At 41.9% G+C, this 23546-nt stretch carries 14 protein-coding genes; all 14 read right to left on the bottom strand.

The features are described from left to right. Nucleotides 1-217: 217 nt before the first annotated feature. Nucleotides 218-616 (bottom strand): DndE family protein, encoded by a 399-nt coding sequence (locus J3P40_RS05025; RefSeq protein ID WP_256003491.1) that lies wholly within the window; start codon nt 614-616, stop codon nt 218-220. Continuing rightward, on the bottom strand, nt 609-2681 hold the full coding sequence (locus J3P40_RS05020; protein ID WP_256003490.1) for an AAA family ATPase: 2073 nt from the start codon (nt 2679-2681) through the stop codon (nt 609-611). Before J3P40_RS05020 ends, J3P40_RS05025 begins: the two co-directional genes overlap by 8 nt. A gap of 2 nt (nt 2682-2683) precedes the next feature. Continuing rightward, a complete protein-coding gene (gene dndC, locus J3P40_RS05015; protein WP_256003489.1) occupies nt 2684-4003 on the bottom strand; it encodes a DNA phosphorothioation system sulfurtransferase DndC in 1320 nt (439 codons plus the stop codon). 119 nt (nt 4004-4122) lie between these two features. Further along, complete coding sequence (locus J3P40_RS05010; RefSeq protein ID WP_256003488.1) at nt 4123-9411, bottom strand: FtsK/SpoIIIE domain-containing protein; 5289 nt, start codon at nt 9409-9411, stop codon at nt 4123-4125. A gap of 2 nt (nt 9412-9413) precedes the next feature. Then, nucleotides 9414-10829 (bottom strand): DNA phosphorothioation-dependent restriction protein DptG, encoded by a 1416-nt coding sequence (gene dptG / locus J3P40_RS05005; RefSeq protein WP_256003487.1) that lies wholly within the window; start codon nt 10827-10829, stop codon nt 9414-9416. After that, entirely contained in the window at nt 10819-12564 is a 1746-nt protein-coding gene (gene dptF / locus J3P40_RS05000) for a DNA phosphorothioation-dependent restriction protein DptF (protein ID WP_256003486.1), read from the bottom strand. Before dptF ends, dptG begins: the two co-directional genes overlap by 11 nt. Before the next feature lie 22 nt (nt 12565-12586). After that, a complete protein-coding gene (locus J3P40_RS04995) occupies nt 12587-12841 on the bottom strand; it encodes a helix-turn-helix domain-containing protein (RefSeq protein WP_256003485.1) in 255 nt (84 codons plus the stop codon). Between the two features lie 400 nt (nt 12842-13241). Then, nucleotides 13242-13961, bottom strand: a complete 720-nt coding sequence (locus tag J3P40_RS04990) for an abortive infection system antitoxin AbiGi family protein (protein ID WP_256003484.1) — start codon at nt 13959-13961, stop codon at nt 13242-13244. Nucleotides 13962-14468: 507 nt separating this feature from the next. Next, nucleotides 14469-14849, bottom strand: coding sequence for a hypothetical protein (locus tag J3P40_RS04985; RefSeq protein ID WP_256003483.1), 381 nt, complete (start codon nt 14847-14849; stop codon nt 14469-14471). A 62-nt stretch (nt 14850-14911) separates the two neighbouring features. Beyond that, nucleotides 14912-16120: a TetR/AcrR family transcriptional regulator gene (locus tag J3P40_RS04980; protein WP_256003482.1), complete on the bottom strand. Its 1209-nt coding sequence runs from the start codon at nt 16118-16120 to the stop codon at nt 14912-14914. A gap of 44 nt (nt 16121-16164) precedes the next feature. Then, nucleotides 16165-17427 carry an aminotransferase class I/II-fold pyridoxal phosphate-dependent enzyme gene (locus J3P40_RS04975; protein ID WP_256003480.1) on the bottom strand — a complete coding sequence of 421 codons (1263 nt, stop codon included), beginning with the start codon at nt 17425-17427 and terminating at the stop codon, nt 16165-16167. Nucleotides 17428-17507: 80 nt separating this feature from the next. Next, nucleotides 17508-18008: a hypothetical protein gene (locus J3P40_RS04970; protein WP_256003477.1), complete on the bottom strand. Its 501-nt coding sequence runs from the start codon at nt 18006-18008 to the stop codon at nt 17508-17510. Nucleotides 18009-18035: 27 nt separating this feature from the next. Continuing rightward, the gene (locus J3P40_RS04965; protein WP_256003474.1) at nt 18036-20786 is read right to left on the bottom strand and encodes an alpha/beta hydrolase family protein; all 2751 of its coding nucleotides are present in this window, start codon (nt 20784-20786) and stop codon (nt 18036-18038) included. A 20-nt stretch (nt 20787-20806) separates the two neighbouring features. Beyond that, complete coding sequence (locus tag J3P40_RS04960) at nt 20807-23470, bottom strand: sugar-binding domain-containing protein (RefSeq protein ID WP_256003472.1); 2664 nt, start codon at nt 23468-23470, stop codon at nt 20807-20809. Nucleotides 23471-23546 lie beyond the last annotated feature (76 nt).

Raw genomic sequence — 23546 nt, 5'->3', positions numbered from 1 at the left:
CAGACTACAGAAAATGCTTAAAAATACCTTGTAATCCATAGAATCACTCACTTAAAACAGTAGATTTCAAAGGGCTACGTTCGCGTGTAGATAAGGGATCAGATCAATGGGTACGGAACGGGCACTCTAATTGTATTACTGGACACTCTCGCTGAAACTTCCGTATACACCAATGCGATTGATCTTGTGGTAGAAGAAGGGGATTAATCCTAAGGAATTATACCCCCAAGTGCGCTAACCCTAACTCTACTTGATTAATTATAAAATCATTGCCTGAAATGGAATTTTTAGTTTCGATTTCGTCATAAATTCCCTGCAAGCCGTCATCGATGTGCATTTTAATGTATCGGGCAATATCCTTGTCGCTTTTATAAATATTGTAATGCACACAAATTAACGCGATATAAATTTCCGCATAGTCGCCGAAAAGAACTTTTACATTATACTCTTTTCCCGAAGAATCCTGAATCTGAGTGAGATCCATGGTTTTCTTTTGAGAAAGAGAGTAAGCAAATGCAATCCTGGCGATCACATTTTCAGCCCCGAGATTTAGTTTATTAGTCAGTTTAGTGACTAGGTCCCTGTTTACTTTTGATGTTTTTATACTGCTAAACATGATATACGGTTTGATTAACGTGTAAAAACAAATGCTCCGGCGCTACCTCTTTAAACTTGGACTGGTATTTGAAATCCTGTTGGATCAGGTACGCTTTGCCAACTTGAGGCAACAACCATTGGAATTCTTGCTCGTTAAGCTCCTTGTGCAATAAGGGAAAAAGAACAACTTGATCAGCAATATGAGGATAAAATTCTTTTATGATGTTCCGTGAATGCTGTTTGTCGAACTTTTGCAACGGGCTATCAATGAATACTGGGAAATGAATGTTTGATTCCTGAATCAACGCCGTAAGCAATGCTGTAGCATACAACTGCTGCTCACCCTTTGAGAGCAAGTCTTTCTCGATCAATTGATTGTGCTGGTCGTACAAATCAATATCTATCAAATCGCCCTGGATACTCACATTGACACCACCTACAAAATTATTTTTGTGCATCAGGCGGTTTAATTCTGTATGTATGTTATTTTCTAGCGAGGCTTTCTTTTGCAGCTTTAGCTTTAAAATGAACTTATCCAGGTTTGCAATGGCACGCTGAGCAACAACATCTTTAAGCTGGTCATTATCCTCCAGTTTAACATGTTTCGACAGTTCAGAAACTTGTCTTGATACAGACTGACTATCAGTACTCAGTCCAGCGATTTTTGCATTTAGCCTCTCAATCTCATCCTCTAATAGCCTGATTTCCAAATCCACCTGTACCTTCTTCTGACGGATGGCGCTCACTATTGTATCCTTTTCCTTAGATTCCGCATCTTGCAATTTACGGTAAACAATATTGTAATTACTTTGAAGACGTTTTTGGTCGGCTATGATTTGTTTGAAGTACTTACTAAATGAGTTGGACAGATTATCGAAAATACTCAAAAATTTATTCTGCTGCTCTGAACTAAAATCTAAAAGGATCTTGGAGCTTACCGGTGTATCAGGTAATAGTGATTGCTCAATCAGTAAAAGCAGGTCATCCTTTTTAGTTTCCGGTATTTCCAGGTTCTCCGACTGGGCCATCAATTTCATTTTGATGGCTTCGAACTTTTGCAACAATAAGCTTCGTGACATCACGCTCTGCGTAAGCTCGTTCTCCAGTTGGCTTTTCACTTGAAGCACGTTGGATGCAGCAATTGCGAAGGGAGCAAGTTCCAGCAGATCATTGAACAGTGATTTATTCCTGGACAATCTTTCAGTCAATTCATTTTGGGACTCCCTTAATGTTTTAAACTGCTCCATTGTCATGCCACTTCCCTCACGAATCAATTGTTCTTGATACCTGTCTGAAGCTGATTTTTTTTGGATCAAGATTTCAGACTTCTCGACAATCTCCTGATGATGAAGATTTACCAGCTTTTCATTTTGAGCCAATTGAAGCTGTAATCTGGCCAATTTGACTCGATCGCTCTTGCTGGCAGACTTGTTTCTGAGCCGCATCCTGACATTTTCTAAGTTATGTTTCAGATCCGTGTATTTCTTGATACCTAAAACCTCTGCGTAGGCCTGGCTTAGAAACTTCTTTTCGTCTGCGGTCTTAATATCCGATAATGACACGATTTTCTCCGCGTCAAAAAAGAAGAACTTCGCAATCTCTTTGGGAAGAATAAAGTCATTGATAAAGATCTCTGGCCCCACACTTTTGGTCAATTCATTTGTGATCCCGTCGATTAATATTTCGACCTTTTCATGGCCGGTTTTTATATTGTATGACCGCTTGATTTCTACCTCTTCACAAGGAACAAAGGGAATTAATAGCTTTTTGAATCTTAAGGTAACGCTAAACACATGGGCGGACTCATAATTTAAGTCCTCATTAGCGGCAAGCTTATTCATTAGCTTTTCGCAATATCTCTTGTAACCGCCGGACTCTGTGATTTCCTGGCGATAACGCAGGTCAACATCAACCATCAGCTTCCCATATAACCCCCATACCAAGCCGGTTAAAAATGAGGTCTTGCCAAATCCGTTATTACCGGCTACGATAGAGATGTGCCGATTCTTATCCCCAGCTAGTATCACCGGATTATCTCCGTAATAAACTCTGAAATTGTTGAATGTTATTTGCTCAATAAACATTATTATCTGTTTAACCGGGTGTGATTTTCTAAATGATTCTCGATGTCATGGTGCAACCCATAGTTATTAACCAATATGTAACGTGACTTCTGTATCTCAAGAAGTTCGTTGATCAGGTCAAAATCCCGAGAGTTGTCGCAGATTTCTTTCAGAATCTCCTTTTCGAAGACCTCCTGATTATTAAAATCAGATCGATCTAAGTCGGTACCGTATACCTCGTTGTAAATATCTGCTACACTATAATTAAAAATGGAATCGCGATGCCAGGTTACCTGGATGGCCACTAATTCTTGGTAGTTGATAATTATTAAATCTTTTTCGGTACGCTGAACTTCCTTTTGCGCTTGCAGCAGAATTCTGAGCATTTCAGCCCTCTTCTCAGGAATATATGGTCCCCAGCGTTCCTCATTTTCATCTTCCTCATTTTCATTACGTCCCCATTTCTGACGCCATTCCCGGTTGTTACGATTCTCCTGGAGCATGTCCCTGAAATCTGCAAGGGGCTCCATCCATTCCTCCCCGTTATCAATCAGGGCATCCATCGACTTGTCCTTCTTTACAACGGTACAAACCCAACAGCCAAAACGGCTGTTGCCACAACTTGGCGTCGTTTTATCTATAACTAATGGACAGTCTCCGCCCGTAGCATTATTGTACAATGTGACTAAGTCCCGGTGTGTTCCGCCCCATGGTGGATTTACCTGAAGTAAATACGGCCACAACTCCTCTGTGAGCACTTCTTTAATAGGTGCGAAAACATAGGCATTCGGCAAAACATGTTTTTGCAGACGTTCGCTTTGAATATGAATTTTGCTTTTTTCGATACTCCTTGCCCGTGTCGAGCTCTCATCGCTACGGGTACCGAGCAATATAATTGCTTCGCCTACTTCACTAATTGTCGATTTTATGAACTCTGTCGTTGGGTTGATTTTCAAACGATCCGTACACCACCGGAAAGAGTTATTGGGCGCCGGGTAACCTTTACCTAACAAGTTTACCCAGAAAGTATCTTCTAGCTTAGGCGTTGTCTGATGTACGGTTAATGGCAATCCCTGTTTAGCAGCTTCGGCCTGAATGGAATCCAGTGTCCTATGAATAAATTGCGCAATTTTCGGGTTCTCGACTAGTGTGTCATTACACACTACATAGATTCTCCGCGTACGCAGTTCGGCTGGAATCCTCAATAAGGTCAACCATACGACCTGTAGCAGCATCGTCGAATCTTTCCCACCAGAAAAGCCAATGATCCAGGGTCTTGGATTATCATCGCCCAGGTATTGTTCTTCAATTTCGCAAAGAATCCATTTAATATCTAATGCCATCGTCGCTTTTTTTTAATAAAAATTAAATACCACCTACACGGCCGACATTTAAGTTACCAAATTTAATACATAAGCTAGCTAAAACAGAAGTATGTTAGAAAAAATTACAATTGTTTATATTATTGGGGCGTATAGATCGCTGCCTGCACACGGACCATTTGTCCGGTTCCATTTTTAAATAAACTGTCACCTTTACCTGCAAGTGTTTCTGCCCCGTTATCATCTAGAATAACCCGACTGTCATTTGCTGTCCGAACTTTCAAGGCTATCACACCTGTCAAATTCGATTTGATTACAGAGCTCACAATCGTAGCTAATGGTTTTTGCGTAGCAATGGTTACATGGATCCCGGCTGCACGAGCTTTCTGAGAAAGTCTTTTCAGTAGTGTCTCTATAATACTCTTATTACCGGGATTCTCATCGAGTAGGTCCGCATATTCATCCAGGACAATTAGCCAACGAGGCAATCGTTCTTCCTGTTGTTCCACCATGCGATTATATTCGATGATATCCTTTGCAGCGCGACCAGCTCGAAGCCTAATCTCCCGAAACAGCACATAACGGCGATCCATTTCACCCACAGCTTCGGTAAGCAATTCGATGGCATCTTCGGAGGTTAAACCATTATTTTTTGGAAAGTGTGGCAATCCTTCGAAATCAATCAACTCATTTCCTTTGGGATCAATCAAAAATACTTTCAGCTCATTAGGTGTGTAGAACTTGGTGGCGCTGCGAATCAAAGTATCCAATACCACTGATTTCCCGGAACCCGTTGTTCCAGCTAAAAGTAAATGCGGGGAGTTTGTGGAGGAATAATTCACACTCTGAACCTTGCCTTCAATGTCTGCACCAAATGGAACCCGGAATTCTTCATTCCGCTCAAATAGAGGCCAGATGTTTGAAGTCGTTACCATTACTTTCTGATTGTCCTGTTTTGGAGCTTCCAGCCAGATTTTTCCTCGGTCAGAGAATATCCGAACACTGGATTCTTCAGGAAGGTGTAGCGCGATATTAAGCTCTTCGGCTGCACCTTTGATTTTTTTAATAGTTGTCGTTGGTTCAGGCTTGATCTCAATTCTGTAAAATGCTGGTCCCTCAATAAAACTAATGTCTTGCGGCATTTCTTTCTTAATGCCAATATTGATTGCCGTCAACTTTTCATAAATCGCTGTACTGATTGTGGCTATCTCAGATTTACCGATTAAATTAAAAGCCAGATCTGCTTGCTGCTCTCCCCGTATTTCTGTTGGCAGCGGTCTTGTAGACTCTTCTTTAGATATTTGAACCCTGTTTAGTAGCTGAGCGCTTATGACAATTTCCTCATTGTTGGTAGTACTATCAAACCCAGAACTAGATATTTCAGGACTTGCAGGCGCTCCACCTCTATCTGTGGACTGGACAACTTCTTCAATAGGATTGTCATTTTCATCTTCCGGTTCTTGAGACCCGTCAAAGCTATCCTGGGAGTGTAGGCGGTTACGTAGTAGTTTAAAAGGAGACAGACCTTCGATACCCCCTTCACCCATTTCTTCACTGAGATCGTTGAGGCTCCTTGTTAGGTAATCTAAGCCATCATGCTTTAACAGCGTCATCACGCAGCCATCATTTTCGTAAACGATTGAACGGGATAAATAGTCCGCACTCCATTTAAACGCAATGACACCATAATACCCTACACGATTATCCAGATCTGTGCTTATTTTGAAATCATCACTTAACAAACGTGCCCGATAACTTGCCGCATTTATCCATTTCGACTCATATTCGGGCCAAACATGATAGATTGCGCATTTTTCAGCGCCAATCAGGAATAATTTGGCAAAAAAGTTCCGGTAAATTTTACTCGACAGCAGTTCCTTTTCCATCAAAAATTTGCGTAGCAAACTTGCCGAGCGAAAACTTTGATCGATGGCTTTGGCTATTGTGCCTGATTCGACATGGCCAATTTTAACTTCCCATGGATAAACGTACATATGTAATTCCCCGCTCTTGTCCTCCAAACCGATCAACAGCAGGTCATCACTATGGATCCCTTCCTCACCCAGGTTTTTCACTGAAAACAAACCGTCTGCCTTTTTCAGTCCAACAGCGCCAGATATCCTTAGAATTTCTTCCAGTGATACAGGTACCCAGGTGATCTGCTCGTCATGTAGCACGGCCATAGCAGCTTTAACCGCACTCAAAAGACTTACCTTTTCCATACGGAAGTAAGGGCTATTGGTCTTTTGTGGCGTGTTCATGCCCAGTAACCATTCGCCGTTAAGGGTATTGAACATATCAATGATGTGTATCACATCCTGTTCGCTGACGTGAATATCCTGTTCTTTAAACAACTCTAAAATGGTCGTTTTATAGGGTTCCCACTTGCTGGTGATGGTGATTGCATCATAGCCGCTGGCATTGTTGTATTGATCGCTGTAATGAATGATCACTACGTCATCGTAACCTTCAAAGAAGCTCAGATTGACTTTAGGCTCAATAAAGGTAACCCACTGTGATTTAGCATAGATTGCCCTCACTGCATTACTGACACTGCTATTGATGACAAATGCTGCTGTCATCTCTTGCTGAAATTGGTGGTCAGTATTGATCACATTTGCAACGGCATTCAATCCTTTCGTTAATCTCAACAACTCATTCTCTTTGGCTTGAAGACCACTATACCCAAAACCTGTTCTGAAAGCACCTGCTTGACTGATGGAAGGAACGTCAGCCAATAAACCATCTAAACTTATACCGGATGAAACCTCCAACATATTATTAGAGGAGCGGCTAACTTCCTCATAACCAAATTGAAAAAAAGATAAGTGTGCGTAGTCAATTGAAAAGGCATCGTCTATTTTAAAGAAAGTCACCTTGCGATTGTAAAGGTCCAGCAAGTTTTCCGGTTCGTTGACTTTCGGCAGTTTAAAATCAAAGGCCCGCTCGATCAATCGAACATCGTCGCACAAGGCAATTTCCTCAAATTTGGTCATATAATCCTTTGATCCATAAATGCGCACCTGGATAGGTACTGCCTCATCCGGATTATCCTTGCGATAGTAACGAGCATAGTATAAGAATATACCCTGCAATATTTCACGAGTATCACCCTGGTTAAAAAGGTTTATCCTCAAGGTAGATTGCCCGTTGATGAACAGATAACGAAAGTGCTTTAGAAACTGCTCGATCTTCTGATCTACCAATTTGTCCACAAAGAATCTGGAAACCTGTTGACTGGATGTCTCATCGAAGAAATAATACAACCATTCCGGAGAATGGGCTTGCTCTAATGGCTGGTAAAAATTCTGGCCGCTGCGCACAGATTTTTGCGGACCTTTTATGTAGGGAACTAAATTCAGCGGACGTAGTTTGTCAAGTAGGTGGCTAACTAGTTTCCCATAAAGCACATTTTTTAGTTGTAACTGATATGCTACATTAAGCGGATGCAAAGGTGTAAACTTTAAAAGCTTATTCCCATCCACCATTTGTATGGTGCCAATTCGAAGCAAGTTCATTTGCCTTACACTCAATGGTTGGCCATTGATCAGTGTTCCTAACAACGTATTGAAAACCTTGACATATTTTGTTAGTAATTCTTCTAAAGGCTCTGTGATGTATGCCAGGCTGGGAAGTAAGTCGTTACTCTTGTAGTAGCTTATAATCTGGCGGTACGCATCGGTCAGTTCATCGTCAACAGCTACCTCCGGGTTGTGATATATTTTTTTATTAGCATCCTGGTAATAAGCTAAGTTGCCTTCAGCGATTATTTGGCGCTCAAGGATTAGGTTTTCTCTAAATTCATCGACACAATAATATTTGGCGGTGTCCTGGATAAGGGTAATGACATATCTACCTGTATTTTCGTCAAGCCAACTATGATACCGGAACGACTTTTTATTTTCGATCTTTTGATATCTTACCTCAGGTCCAGAAATGTACTGCGGCTTTTCCGTTTCTACAGGAATGTGAATCGGAATTAAATTATCCAGGTAATTCAGCCTAAATAATACTTCTTCCTGTTCGAATTGTGTATTGAGCTCGGGAGCTTTTAACTCAAGGGTTTGATTCTCCCGAATTTCAAATTCACTATCTTCTTCAATCGCGTCGATCAAACGGGCTGGTTTGCCATCATTAAGCACCAATGCCCCATCGATAGCAATTTCTAAATACCAGGCTTTATGTTTGGCCTGTCGTATTGTAAAGAGCGGTTTTATTTCTTTTATAAGATCTTCTGGAAAAGGCAGTACAAGAATGTGAAACTGATATTTGGCTGAAAAACCAGGGTGCTCATAAACGAGCGATTTGTAAGTTATTTGGTCAGGCTCTGCCAATGTGCAGGTCAAGATGATTTTCTTGCCAGATATCTGATATTCGTGTTCGCCCAGATTTATTTTAGTTCCAAAGCCCTCTTTCCTAGGCTTATTGTCAAAGGTTAGCGTGATATTGATTTTATCTCGGTGTTCGTAGTTAAATACGACGAGATTACGGATGCGCGATTTAGCCACTGTCGCACCACTTGCTTTATCCCACAAAACAAGAAGGTCATCGGATCTACCAGAAGTGTTTTCCAAATAACTGATGTTCTTTGTTTCAGCCTTCTCGTTCTCCCAATGGATTAGTTCAGTTAAGTCATATTTTGTCCAGTCATCTTCCAATAACCGATCCACACCCTTTTGACTAAATTCTTTCTCCAGCTTTTTCTCCAATCCACCATACTGATGACCCGTATTGATGTCTTCGAACCATTCCTCATTTTTTCGCAAGCGCTTTTCCGCTTCTTCTTTATTTAAAGAAACCAGCTTACTGTCCTGAAATAGACCCAGTTTCACGTAATCCTCGGATTCAATTCTTTGCTTACCGAGTACCTGGAGGAAAATTGAATAGTTGAATAGCGAATAGTCATCACTATTACCGACGCCAATCTTTGCCAATTTAAAGTTCAGCAGGTGCTTTTCATGAGGTTTAAACACATCATCGGAATTGATTTTCTTATGAATGCTTGCCCGGATAAAATCTATATTCAAGGGCATGCCAGTGTCAGATAAACTTTTACACCCACCAATTAGACTGTCTAATGAAGTGTTGTGAATAAACAGAATCGCAGTGCCTTCAAAACCATCCCTATTGTTATCTGCAACCCGGTTTCTCAGGCCAGTTAAAAAATCAACTTCCACTCCAGGGCTGCTTGCAGCGATGATTAATTTTAACTTACCAAAATTAATGAGGTAGGAAGAATAGTCATTAAAGCTGAAGGGTTCGATAGCATAGCTCTTGGCTTTGGCGACGTCAGGAATGGCATTGTACTGCTCTACGACCTGTTCGCGCTTTTCGTACCTGATGTGGTAACGCTCCCCTGCGGATATGTTAGCCTCATCAAAAAAATTCAGAAGAACTTCAGATAAATAATCGAATATATACTGCTTCATAACTATGCTAGACTGACATTAAACTTTTTGATGTACTGTGCATCACCACTATCACTTTTCTTTTCCAAAAGATTCACCCTCTCAAAATGTGAGATGACATGATCCTGGGAAACTTTGTCTAGAAGTATTCCCCGCTTTGAAAGGCCTTCCCAAAATTCCTTGAGCCGTACCTTTTCCCCGTTTCCAACGCATAACCTGGTTAACAAGAGCAGGAAATCTTTTTTGATCGCCAATGAATACCCTAGCTGACCCCGAGGCTTTCCGTAACCTCGTTTAGAGAAATCCATCATCCATTGTTGATAAGCATCGTAAGCACGCTTACGCTTACTCTCTTTAAATTGGAAGGACACGGCATCATATAGGGCGATAATTGCCTGCTCCACTGCTGATTTATGGGCATCAATTTTAGGTTCAAATTTTGCCCATGAAACATCAGTTATTCGACTCTGATATAATGAGGTTAATTCCCTGATTTCTTCAGCAAGTTGCTCTTGTTTTTCCTCATTTAGTTTGGCAACCAAATCTCTTATATTGGTATACGCAACTTGAGTGCCGATCCCATCGATGTGATTCAGCATCTCCAACGTAATTGCATGTGCAAAGATCGGAGAAATTTGATGGGTAAAGCTATCCCAGCCATTAATCATGGCATCGCGGTATTCCTGCATCTTTTCCCACTCAACGGAAAAATATAATGGAGCTGGATGGGGGTTAAAAAAGCCATTCAGACGAATGGAGAGATCACACACATACTTGAAAAAATAATAGCGCAGCAGGTCGTGGAATCCGGCAATAAACAATTGCTGATCTTCCATCAACACATTTAAATCTGCACGGAACAATTCCTTAATTTCCGGGCTTGCCTGATAGTATGGATCCTGGATGAATTCCGCTGGCTGATTACCGGGGAGGCACTCAAGAATTAATTTATAGAATAAATTCGAAGGATCGGCTTCAGCAAGAGTTTTAAGACGGTCCTTATCTTCCTGTTCGAACCACAGCGCTACCATAAAGCGTGCGATGTCCGTCAGGGTTTTATTCTCCTTCGGTGTGCTGTTTCGAATATGCTGATAGACCAGTATATCAAACAAAATCAATTGCCCATTCTCACTGAAGGCAATCTTACTAACTATGTTTTTCAGGTGCTCATCACCTGGTGCCCCCGCCAAATCACAGATCTTCCTTAAAAACTCATCGTTGTCGAAAGCTGTTTCATGACTTAAATTCAAGCACTCCCGATAACAGGCACCCGCAATCCCCTTGAAGTTTTCCAGATCATCTAAAACAGCTTCATCCTTTAAGGTAACAGCATTGGCGATAAAAGGAAATAACATAATCTTGTTGCCCGGCCTGTGGATAAATCCACTCTTTGTAAACATGTTGCGGGCCAATTCTTCGCGGTTAAGCTTAAAAGTCATCGTCTCGTGTAAATTGAAAAGTGTTGAAGCCGGTGGTATAGGTCAGCTTAAATTTCTTTCTGGTCTCTCCATTGAATTCCTGGATGGTAAGTTCTTTAGTTTCCGACTTATACTGAATAAGTTCGTTTACAAATTTCGAAAACTTCACTTGAGTGTCCTTATCGACCCTATTAGGCTTGTAGCCTTTATTAACTAGGGCAACCAGCTGAAAAAGTAAAAAGTCAATTTCCAGTTCGAAATATCTTTCACCATGATTTTGTACTGCGAAACGAAGCCTTAGTGTATCCATAAACCGGTTCAGCTCATTACCACGAACAGGATTGACCCCGAATGGTACAAATTCCAAAATCAGGCTTCTTGAAACTTTGTATACACCCTGTTTGCGGCCGATATCTAAATTTATGAAATCTGCACCAAGTTTAGTGCTACCGTTCCATTGATATATGGCCGTGGAAACCATACGGTATAGCGGCAACAAATTCCTTACATTCCCCCTGTTGTAATCCAGCAGATACTTGATGAAGCTGTTAAAGATCTCATCTTTTCTGAGATCAAAGGCATTGTAGATAAAACTAAGCCTTAGAAAAAGCTGAACCCGTTGCTTGATGCCGAGCTTTTCAAGTGTAGCGAACAGGGCATCGTCAACCGTAAGTATCCCAAACTTTTGAAAGTAGCTGCCCGGCTCGGCTGCGCTGGAAAGTTTTACAATGACTTCATCCAGCTCCTCATTATCATCGCTCGCAGGATCAAGTTTGACGAAACTCTTAAAGATACTGGAGGTGGCGGCACTTTCAAACAAGATTACTGGAAGCGTATGCTTATAAAATTCAGAACGAAATTGCGCGGACAGTACTTTGCCTTTAATTTCTAAATCCGACATGGACGACAGCTCTGGTGGCACAATTAAATCATAAACAAGATTCATCAGTAAACGTACTGAAATGATCAACTTGTCAGTAACAATCGACTTCACCAGTAAACTATTTACAGCTGTCTGCACATGCGAATTATTCAACAATTGGTAATTGTAGTACAAAGGGCAGGCTAAGGGCTCAGGATGTGCAGCATAGGTGGATTGAAACGCTTTGTGAAAGGGGTTATGCGCAACAGGCGCGGTGATTTTTCGAATGATATCAGTCAATACATCCGACCTTGCTCCCTCTTCTGACAAGGAGTAAATATGGTAATCGGTCAGATTGAGCGCAAAGAAATGGGTGTGCTGAGCAATTTCGCTCTGTTGGATCTGTTGTTCTACCAGATGATTTTCAGCCACATATTGTTTCAATTGATTGAAACCAATAGGACATTCTTCCAAAAAATTTGTTAACGTACCAAGATTTATAGCGATGATGGTCTTGGTATGATGATCTCTGCTGTCAATATTTTCGTCATTGTAGGGCGCGAATACTTCCGCGAGATTTTGGAGATAAGTTTTGTTGGTATAGACACTTTCCGTTGCATCATTACACAAGATAAAATTTTTCAACAACTCTGGATGGCTTTGCCACATTCTGGCCAGCAAATGTGACTTACCGTCGCCCACATTCCCAAGCACTAGGATGAGCGAGGAAAGAGGGCTACTGGCAGCGTGGGAAATCAATTTACTGAGATCTTTCTCGACAGGACGCTCAATGTGTAAATAAGTTTTAAGTTCATTAAAAGAGTTTTTTTCTCCGTCTACAATAGCCTCCTTAGCAGACAGCCGAAGCGTGTCCAAATGTTGTTTGAAACTCATCCAGTATATATTTGAATTGAAATTACTTCGACCTAGCGTTCTGGAAGCCCTCTGCAAAAAATTCAGCAAGTGAAACATTCATCCCGTCCAGAATCTTACACAGGGTTAGAAACTTAAGATTATCCCCAGTTTCGTAACGTCCATATTGGGTCCGGGATATTCCGTACTCATTCGCGAAGTGCTCATAGTTGGTATATCCTTTCTTTATTCTAAACTGTTTGAGGCGTTTACCTAACTGAGTGATCAGTTCTCGTTGTTCATCTGTCTGACTTTTCATTTCAGAAATCTTCTAAACAAATGTTGTAAAATAGAACTGGTTATAGTACCACTCTAAAGCGGTAATTAGAACTGAATATTATAATGCTGCTCCGCCTTGAAGGATTTAGTTTTTTGTCTTGAGATCGAATACTCTCCTCTCCTAACCTTAGTTTATTAAGGCAAAGACTGGAATCGGGGCAAGTTTACCTACGTGATAGTTATCGCGGGAACGTAGTCAGCCTGAACAATTACCACGATTTGTTAGACATTCAACTGACTTGCAATAAATGCAGCCAGTGGAGAAGCCGCTTCCAAAAGACTGAGGGCTGGTCATTTGCCAGAATATAATACCCTGGTTGAACATATTCTAGATTTTTATAATGATCAATTTAAGAAGCTAGGCTGGTAAGTTTGACGAATTAGAAATCAGTACGGATTTGCTTGGAGGTCATAATCTTGGAAGTCAGTATCTTGACATACTGAAGATCTTTTTCTTTGTTGAGATGACTTTCTAAATGTTGAATAATGTCGAAAATCTCTTCTTCGTCTTTGACAATAATATAGGTGATATCCCTAATAGTAAAGGCCAGCCTGGTATCTGAAAGTCTTTGGTTAATCAGCTGCTTGAACTCCTTATAATATTCCACGTCGTGGATAATCAGCTCGTTGTCATGCAATTGCTCAAAATCTGGACAAAACCGCCATTCCCTCTCGTCGTAAAAACGATAAACTTTGTTAACCAATTTGTTATTGCGATAGAGTGCACCCTCATAGTTCTTAGTAAAGCGAAGGAATCCTTGAACTGCTCGATTTCCTGAGTTTTCAAATTTCTCCTTTATCAAAACGTCGTTTAATATAGCGGAATGCTTCTCTAAATACAACACTGGGTTCAATCCCTTTCGTTTAGCCCAAGCCTTTTTCAAGCCAATACCATAACCACCATATTTATCTACGTGTGTAATTACCTGGGAGAGCGGAATGTCACAAAATGAAGCCATTGGTACAGCATATGTTATAACTCTTTGCTTCGCCTCAATGGTTTCGACGCAGTATTTTATCCTAAAATTTGAAATGAGGATGCTTTTTATTGCTTCTATACTTTGAGTAAAGTGGAAAACGGAATTAGTACTAAGTGCCATGAGCGTATAGTGATTAGTTTAGACGGGTGCCTTTGAATGGCTATACCTTCTGATTGAGTAAAAATACTAAAAGATCTTCATAGATATATTGAGCGCGCCTACGATGTAGTTTTACAGTATGCGTTGAAAGTTAGCGGAGTCGATCTTCCATGCATTCATCTGAGAGCTCTTTTAACTAGAGCTGTAGGCTATGTAGTTTAGAGAGCATAATTAGCCCTGTTAATAAAGAGCACTTCTCGGGTCTAACCAACGGACACATCCAATATTGAGGGGAATGTTCAGCAGGCTTATTGATGTAGCCGACATGATTGACCACATAGGAGCAGGGAAAATCTCAACGTCATGCAGCTAATCAAAATGTCTTGATGCATTTCAAAGGGCGATTACACGCTTGCTTATGCGGTTCAGACATGCACGCATTTTATTTAAGCATTCGTCGCTTTCGAAATTGAAAAGTCTGTCATTTTCCGAATCTTTCTTGTATTTTGGCAAGAAGACAGCCCCCCCTCATCTCAACACCGAACTCTTCAGATAATACTCCTGCCGTCCACTCTTCCTCACCACCCAGCCATCGGTCTTCCTCCTCCTATAAAAAGTCCTCACCCCAATACAAAGCATTTCGATCACCGCCTCCCTGGTCAGCCAGATCTCCTCCTGCTCCGCCGCCGAAGCATCCAGGGCAGCTACCAGCTTCAACTGCCCCGTGCCCAGCCGGGCCAAACAATCCGAAACCTCCCGTTGCCAAGCCCGGAGCGCCTCCACATCTAGCCTCAGTTCCTCGCGCAGCGAACCATGCAATTCCACAAGCTGCCGCTGACTCTTCAGCACCTTCCGCTGGTCAATAGCCAGCGCATGCAGCTGGTCCAGCACCTCCTCGTTATTTTCCATGAAATTTTCTTAGAAAGGTTCCGCTCCCAAAAAGACGAACCAGCAGAAATCAGCCTGACACGCTACTCAGCACCAGTCCCCTCAGCCAAGAGCGCCAACTTTTCATCAATCCACTCCAGCAGCGAAGCATCCACCGCAGGCCGGTATCTATTATACCGCAGCTCCGTCACCAATTCCGCACGAGCAATCAACTCCCACTGCTCCCGCAGCACCCTAGCGCGATCAGCAGCGTCCAACTCAGCAATCAAACCCTCCATATACTCCACATAATAAGCCGCAAAGCGTACGCTATTAAAACCCAAGCCCACCAGATACAGCCTCAACAACTCATCTACATCAACTGCCTCCTCACCAAATCCCTCCTCAACCAGCCGAACCAACGCCTCACTGTACACAATCAAATAATGATAATCACACCACTTAACATCCGAATTCACTTTAAACTTCCGAAACGGAATACCCGCCAGGTTAACCAGTTCTGGAGAAACACCAGCACCGCGTAAGCTATAGTTAATCCGGCTCCACATATCCCAATACAGCGGGAACTGCGACTCGACCTCCGGGGCCGGCACAACTGCATCAGGATTTAACACCTCATCCCCAGACCCAGCCACAACGAAGCCATCAACTTCACCGCTACCCCGCACTCCCGAGCCCGAAGCAGCCTCCCATGCCCAGCCCAAAATCTGCGCTATAGTCTTATTCAATACTTCTAACTCCCGATCATTGTTGATATCTATACCACTTACAGTACTTCCGTTATTCTGCGCGTGAAGCACCAAACCATAGCACCCATACAACACAACAGCAAGTACCGACTTAAAACTTACATCTGTACCGGCGAAATACTTGTCTGTCAAAGCCAACAGCCGACGCGCCTCCAACTCTCTCTTATCAGACACTGCCCGCATCAATTTGTCCTTCACCGTCATTTGTCTCGCAATCAACACCTGCATCTCGAGATCCTCCCAAAACACTTTCAAATTATCCTGCATCAACCGCACAAACAAATCCTTCAACACCACCGCATCCAAACCATCGACGTCCAAACCCTCAATTACCCCCTCAAACAACAACCGCCAATGATCTTTACCCTCCACATAAGCCTGCATCAATGCCCTCAAAGAACCAAAAGCCTGGTTCACTGCCGTAGGCGCTCTGCCAGCTTCACGACCTATCGCACTCGCATTCAACGCTTCAAACCCTTTTTCTTTCACTATTCTGGATGCTGCTTCAAGCAGCAAAGCCTTTGTCTTATCTTTATCTCTCACTTTGTTTAATTTTTTTCTTGTCACAGTAACTATAAAAAATAACTCTATTCAAAATTCTTAATATTCGCTTTCACCTTTACCCATTCCCAGGCATTCAGCACGTGATCTAAATGCTCCTGCGTATGCGTAGCCATCACGCTCATGCGTATCCGCGCATCCTTTTTCGCTACCGCAGGGTAGCCCACTTGGTTCGCATAAACTCCCGCCTCCATCAACAGCCTGCACACTTCGGCATTCACACCAGCATTGCCAGTCAATACCGGCACAATCGCCGAAGCAGAATTCCCGGTATTCAAGCCAAGCTCATGCAAACCTTTTTTCAAATAATCAATATTCCGCCAAAGCCTTTTCCTCCAGTGTGGCTCTTCGTCTATCAGATCAATAGCTTTCAGGATACAAGCAGAAGCCGGAGTACCAGACACCGAGAAGATGTGCTGCCTCGCATGAAACTTCAGATAGTTAATCATCGCCTTACTACCTACCACGTAACCTCCCAAATGCGCAAACGTCTTACTGAAAGTACCGGTGATCAGGTCAACATCTTCATAAGCATTATGTAATTCTAAAACACCGCGCCCAGTATCCCCAACCACGCCCACACCATGGGCGTCATCCATAGCCAACAAGGCACCGAACTCCTTGCACAGCGCCACAATCTCAGCCAGCGGCGCCAGGTCTGCAGGCTGGCTGTACACGCCATCAACCACTACCATTATTGTTCTGAATTTACCAATCGCTTCCTTCAGCAGCTTTCGCAAATGCTCCATATTGTTATGCAAGAACCGCCGAACATTCGTGCCTGAAAACCCATCATACATGCTCGCATGAACACTCATGTCCGCAAGTACCAGGTCCGATTTCTTCATTACCGCGTGCATCGTAGACACATTAGCCGTATATCCTGTGGTAAACAACAAAGCTGCCTCTCGTTTAAAAAACGCAGCGATCTTCTCTTCAATAAGCCGGTGGTAAGTCATATGCCCACCGATGGCCGGGCTGGCCGCAGCGCCAACGCCGTACCGAACAATCCCATCAATAGCCGCCTGCTTAAGAGCAGGGTGCTGCGCGAAGCCCAGGTAATCGTTAAATACCATGGCCACGTACGTTCTACCAGAACTGCCAGGCAGGCTTAGCTCAACCTCGGGTGCGCAGCCATTTAAAGATTCCTGCCTGTAGTTCCAGTGCCCCCGGCTATCCCAATCATCAATATACTTTTCAAATTCTTTGGCCTTTTCGTAAGGCCCGCATCCTTCTATATCTTCAAAATCTTTGAAGCTCGCATTACGATAATCAATCGTGCTCATCATTGTTGTTTTTTACGTTAATAAGTTAATGATGCAAATATTGATCGTGATTTGAGTTTTAGTTTTTCATTAAGGGACATATTTTAATTCATTGGTTTTTTGTTATAAACAGCCTTTGCCGTTTCTGTCCTGTCGGGCATCAACAACACTCTCGTAAGCGTCAGGCTCTTTCCGTCCTTTTCAAGTTCATAGGTTTCCGTTCTTGAGTAATCGAAAGGCTCACCCTCTTCCGGAACCGTATGGGTTTTTGATTTTACAGTCAGCAGCATTTTGTCGGCCGACAAGGTCAACGTGCGTTTCGTTTCACTCCCTCCTTTTGCCGACACCAATTCAGCACCATTCAGCTTGAGGACCTGCTTTGAAGGATCGGGCATACTGTTAAAGATCCGTTCAAAACTTACTGTGGAATCCGTCATTATTAGACTTATCGCAGCCGGCATCTCATTACTTCGAGAAACGCTGCTCAGGTCGGTGCCAGCATCCAGTTTCCAGGTGCCGTTAAAGTCAGCGGCTATCATTGTATAAGCACTATTTACCACAAGCACCAGCAATAGCGGTGCGATCACTTTCATTAATTTTTTCATGATGTTTGTTTGCTAAATTATTAGGTATTAAAAGATTTTTTCTGGCGGTACTGGTCGGGCGATACCTTCACCCGGTGTTTTGATTTCTGTATCGTATTCAAGGCCGCTGTCAATTCCTTTCATCGCTGCCGGAATCCCTCGTGTCATCCAACGTGGGGCCGGTGCGCCTTTGAGGTAATGGTCGAAGAATTGCTGCATGCGGATGGTGAAGTCTAGTTTGTTTTCATCTTTTTCGATTGTGTGGCCTTCTCCGTCGTACTCCAACATCCAGATTTTCTTGTTGATTCTTCTCAATCCCAAAAATAGTTCCATAGCCTGTGAAAACAATATGGCACCATCTCTTTTGTTGTGTACTAATAACAAGGGTGTGTTCGACTTGTCAATATGAAAAACTGGAGAGTTTTCAATAAATACTTCTGGTTGCTCCCATGGGAACACGCCCAAATTCCTTTGTCCTCTATCTGAAGATGATTGATTGCTAAAACCGCTTGGCCGAATACTTCCATACTCACTAATTATATTGGAGGGACCTGCCATAGCACAAACTGCTTTAAAGAATTTAGTCTGGATTGCCAACACATTTGATTCATAGCCGCCAAAGCTTTGGCCTTGCGCACCCATTCTCGAGGTGTCAACATAAGGTAATTTGGCTAATTCAAAGATGGCAGCTTCGGCACAATTAATCACACTTTTAGATGTCTCTCCTCTCTTATAGTAAAAATCAGGCTCAAAAACCAGATAACCTCTGCTAACATACCAGGGAATGTTGATGTTATGTCCTGAAAGTTGAGGTGTCCTATTTACATTGAGTAGTTCACTTCTGCGCTCGTAATAATTAAAAATAACTGGATACTTCTTTTTCATATCCAGATCATCAGGCAAATGCAGTATACCCTCCACTTGCCTGCCATCCGGTAGTGTGTAGGTAATCAGTTTGGAATAAACTTTTACATATTCATCACTTGCCTTGATGCCCGAAAGCTGTTTAAAGTTTTTAAAATCTAAGGTACTATACAAATTAGCAGGATTAGCCGAATTCATCTTTCTTAACACAAATAGATTTTTCTTAAAGGCTTTTATCGGCTTGAAACACTCGGGATTTTCAGCTGCATTTGCTGTAATGATTGGCGCAAGAGGAGCAAAAAAATATGCGTCATCAGACATAACTAGTTTCACGGGCTCTACTGACTTTCCGACACTGATTTTCCAAAAGCCGTTCTGTTTGGACCGATTGTTAAATGCCGACACCAAATATTCCTTATCATTTATTTGAAACGGTGCATTTTCCTGGTCTATTATTTTAAAACGGATATCATGTCGGTGACCATAAGCATTGGTCAGATTAATTGGTTTTCGAACTCCTAACGGATCCAGTTGCCATATGTCATTTTTAGAATGAACAATTAGTGAGGCATTGTTCGCCACCCAATACTGTCCGTTTTGAGGATATCCATGAGATATATAACCTGCCGACTCTGCGCGTTGATCTATTAATCTTAAAGAGTTGTCCTTGAATCTAGAAATATTGATGATTTTTTGGTTTTCAAAATTATAGCTATAGTAATTTCCGTCCTGACCATCAAACCATACTAAAAATTTGTCATCAGGAGAAATCCCAATAACTGCGAATCCAGGAAAACCTGCCTTCTTAACTAACTTTCGTTCTCCAGTAGTAGTCGAAAAGAGATACAGACTCATTTTCTCTGTATTCCAATAAAATTCGTTTTCATTTACCACATTGGTAAGCAATAAGTATTCACTTTGTTCCCGTACAGATACAATGTTCATAGAATCAGATTCCAATTGAATCGTTTTTCCAGTTCTAACGTTAATCATTGCGGTATATGCGTTATGCTTTTTCAAATTAGCTAATTGATTTTGCTGTACATAGAAGTCTCTATTTGACCAAACATTCACGTCTTTGGTAATGACTGACTCCGATTGATCGTCAAGATTAATAACCCGCTTAGCAATTTTAAAGAAAACATTCCCATGCCCATTGTCAAAAGATATTCGATACGGTTCAAGCTCCCACCTGCTTTTTAGAAAATCTGAAGATTCATCCAACAACGTGATGTTTTCTCCGGTATAAATATTTGCACACCTTAATTCGCGACCAGTTTCTGTGTTCAAAATATAAGCAATCTCATTTCCGCTTTCACTGAAATCAGCGGCGTCGATATTCGCATCTTTGGATAAAACAGTATGATGGTATGTACTTAGATCAAGATAGATTAAGCCATTTTTCCCCTTTATCAACATCCCCTTTCCACCTTTATGCAGCCAATAATCATCTACATAAGATATCTCTTTAATTTGCTTTCCATCGAGATCACATATTGTAAGAGATTTCTTGCCACTTGTTTCAGTCAAATATGCAAGCCGATTACCGTTGCTAGACGGAATAACAAAGCAACGATTTACCGCGTTAATATAATGATACACACCCCGTTCAGTATCAAAGATGGCCAGCGAATCTTTACCGAATTGAAACGCAAACATTTTGTCGTTGTTAAATAGCAAATCATTTCCAGTACTTTGAAACTTTCTTTCGCTACCAGATTGAATGTTTTTTAATATTGTCGTAGCTCCTTGTGTCTCAGATTTTTCTTTGAATAAAATGTAATTGCCATTGGCACTTAATAGACCACTTTTACCGTTTAACTCCTCTAATTGTTCCCACTTGTTACAGGCAGCAACGTCAACAATTTTTTTTTGTCCAAAAGCACTAGTGACAACTAACACCAGGCAGAGTAATATGAAAGGTGATATTTTCATAGCTTCAATAATTCATATAATTATGGTTTTGTCCAGGTCGCTGTACCAGCTTTTAATTTCTTAAGGACTTGTTGATATTCCTCTTTCCCAGGATCTAAAGCTATTGCCTTTTGCTCCCAAGCGATAGCTTCCTTCGTTCGCCCTAGCTTATGCAAAATATTTGCGTGTGTATCTATTAACAAATCATCGTCCGGACTATATTCCAAAGCATTCGCTGTCATCTCCGAGACTGCGTTTAATATTTTGCTATCTTCAATTTGCTCAAAAGCTTTCCACGCCAAACTATTTATAAGTCCGGTGTTCGTCCGGCTCCTTTGAACGCCAAATCTCGAATACCATGGAACAAGGGAAGATTCAAATAGCTGCCACTGTTTATTATTCACGCTAAAGACAACTTTTGATAACCAAACAATGCTCGTTCCTATTTCTCCGTATTTCGAGGTTACTCTTTCCTCAATTTCCTTCCAATTCGGATTTCCGTCTTTCGTATTTGGGGCAATTTCTGATTTCTCGATCGCTGCTGCGATACAATCTTCAGCTGCATATTCACCAAGAACCTTGTTTACCCTGTCGACATTATTAAGGAAAATAGAAAAGCCGATGTCTGTTGTATTTCGTGTAAAACGCTTCAAAAACTTAAGATTATTCTCTGAAAATGGATTTTTGATTTGCGTAAAATAGGCCTCTGATAAAGACCTGGTCCAATCCGCATTCCTTTTTGCTGATGCCAGAAGCGTCAGGCTTCTGAGAAATACAGAATCTCTTTTCCCTTGTTGATAAAGAGCAATCTGCTTATCAAAATCAATATCGGATGTATCCGCAGGCCCGATTCGTAGGTTTTTTTTGCTGGATACAACTGGCCAAAGTTTGCCATTTATTGCCCGCATCACTTCAAAGGGTATTTTTGTTTTTTCCCGGTCGTAGGTCATTAGTCCGTTTTGCTCTCCTTCCACATCATAGGGTTGAGTATATATAGAAGCACTTAGCCCAATTTTTTCAAGCTTGATCAAGGAATCTGTCATCGTAGAATAAATTCTTCTCATTTCGCCACAGCTAACCATTTTCCCATAGCTGTATACGCTTTGCAGATCATCCCAAAGGTGTCCTTCTACCGAAACGCCAATTCCCCCAAATTCTCCAAGCACCATTGCTTTTCCCGGAATGTAGTTAGGAATTGCAGGGGGCGGGTAAGAATGTACGTCGGTCATATCACTATTAATTGATTTATTGGTTACCTCTGCTATATGTCTTTTTTCCAGCTTTCCATTAACTATAGCCGACCCTGAGTGGCCATTCACTAATCTGGTCGGATCGGTTTCTTTTACCCACTGTGTTAGGCGTTCCTGGTCATAGACACCCCAGCCTTCATTAAACAACACCCATGTCGTTATAGATGGGAAATGATGAAGCTGTGTCATCATTTCAGCACTCTCTTTTTCAAATTCTTTTTTGGACTCTTCGCTAACTGGTTTGCCAAACTTTACACCCGGCTGGACGAAATCCTGCCAAACGAGCACACCCAATTTATCTGCATGGTAATACCACCTGGCCGGTTCTACCTTAATGTGCTTACGAATGGTATTGAAGCCCATTGCGTTTGCAGCTTCAATATCAAATTTCAGTGCCTCATCGGTTGGTGCGGTATACAAACCATCCGGCCAAAAGCCTTGATCCAGTACAGCGAGGTTATAAGTGTACTTGTTATTTAAGAAAATCCGGTCAATTCCCTTCTCGTCCTTCTTAATCTCCACCTTCCGCATCCCGAAATAACTTTTTACCTTATCCTTACCGAGCGTTACCTCCAGATCATACAGAAACGGATCATCAGGACTCCACAATTTGGCATTTGGTACTTTCAATGTAATATTAGTATGGTCGTCATCCTGAACTTGTTTCAGAATCCTGCATTCGCTACATCCGGGAACCTTGACGGAGATTCCGGTCTTCGCCGGAATGACGGAAGAGGCATTTACAACAAGATTCAATAGACCCTTATCGACATCTGGCGTCACCTTAATCGACTTAATATAATGCTCGGGAACTTTCTCCAACCACACTGTCTGCCAAATACCACTGCTAGCGGTATACCACATTGAATTGGGCTCTAAGGTCTGCTTACCTCTAGGCCCGATCCCTTTTTCCAAAGGATTCCATACCTTAACCTCTATGTCATTCTTCCCGGCTTTAAGCAAACCGGTAATATCTAGTGAAAAAGAAGTATAAGCTCCTGTATGTTTCCCAGCCATTTTGCCGTTGACATATACAAAGGCTTCCCAGCTCACCGCCCCAAAATTGAGCAGTAGCTTTTCTCCTGCTTTTAGAACAGGCCTGTTAAAAGCTCTATGGTACCAAAGCGCCTGATCGGGTTGTAAGGGTCTTTTTACTCCTGATAGAGCGGATTCCAATGGAAAAGGAACTAGTATCTTCCCATCATATTGCAGAATCTTATCTACTTTTGCACCAGTGATTGCGTAATTCCACAAACCGTTCAAGCTAATCCAGCCTTTTCTTTCCAGCTGTGGCCTTGGATATTCTTTTAACACGTTATTTGGCCCGGCCTCTTTCGCCCATCTGGTTTGGATGGCAATTTGTTTCATCCGGTAATTTGCACCATTATTTAGCTGTTGCGCTTTCAAGGATATCGATATCAGGAATACTAATAAAAAATTAAATACAGATTTCATGTTGGTGTTTGTTTATGAATAATTGAGTTTAAGAAGCCTGAATGTAGAGGCACAGCATTCCCCAGCCGATAGCTTT

This window comes from Pedobacter deserti, from assembly GCF_024436415.1.
GTDB classification, from domain to species: Bacteria; Bacteroidota; Bacteroidia; order Sphingobacteriales; family Sphingobacteriaceae; genus Pedobacter; species Pedobacter faecalis.
Note: the sequence above shows the minus strand (reverse complement) of the source record. Positions and strands in the feature narration are given on the sequence as shown.

Bases quoted from the DNA above. Each gene is read 5' to 3' on its own strand.
- J3P40_RS05025 (WP_256003491.1), bottom strand. From the start codon at position 616: ATGTTTAGCAGTATAAAAACATCAAAAGTAAACAGGGACCTAGTCACT.
- J3P40_RS05020 (WP_256003490.1), bottom strand. From the start codon at position 2,681: ATGTTTATTGAGCAAATAACATTCAACAATTTCAGAGTTTATTACGGA.
- dndC (WP_256003489.1), bottom strand. From the start codon at position 4,003: ATGGCATTAGATATTAAATGGATTCTTTGCGAAATTGAAGAACAATAC.
- J3P40_RS05010 (WP_256003488.1), bottom strand. From the start codon at position 9,411: ATGAAGCAGTATATATTCGATTATTTATCTGAAGTTCTTCTGAATTTT.
- dptG (WP_256003487.1), bottom strand. From the start codon at position 10,829: ATGACTTTTAAGCTTAACCGCGAAGAATTGGCCCGCAACATGTTTACA.
- dptF (WP_256003486.1), bottom strand. From the start codon at position 12,564: ATGAGTTTCAAACAACATTTGGACACGCTTCGGCTGTCTGCTAAGGAG.
- J3P40_RS04995 (WP_256003485.1), bottom strand. From the start codon at position 12,841: ATGAAAAGTCAGACAGATGAACAACGAGAACTGATCACTCAGTTAGGT.
- J3P40_RS04990 (WP_256003484.1), bottom strand. From the start codon at position 13,961: ATGGCACTTAGTACTAATTCCGTTTTCCACTTTACTCAAAGTATAGAA.
- J3P40_RS04985 (WP_256003483.1), bottom strand. From the start codon at position 14,849: ATGGAAAATAACGAGGAGGTGCTGGACCAGCTGCATGCGCTGGCTATT.
- J3P40_RS04975 (WP_256003480.1), bottom strand. From the start codon at position 17,427: ATGATGAGCACGATTGATTATCGTAATGCGAGCTTCAAAGATTTTGAA.
- J3P40_RS04970 (WP_256003477.1), bottom strand. From the start codon at position 18,008: ATGAAAAAATTAATGAAAGTGATCGCACCGCTATTGCTGGTGCTTGTG.
- J3P40_RS04965 (WP_256003474.1), bottom strand. From the start codon at position 20,786: ATGAAAATATCACCTTTCATATTACTCTGCCTGGTGTTAGTTGTCACT.
- J3P40_RS04960 (WP_256003472.1), bottom strand. From the start codon at position 23,470: ATGAAATCTGTATTTAATTTTTTATTAGTATTCCTGATATCGATATCC.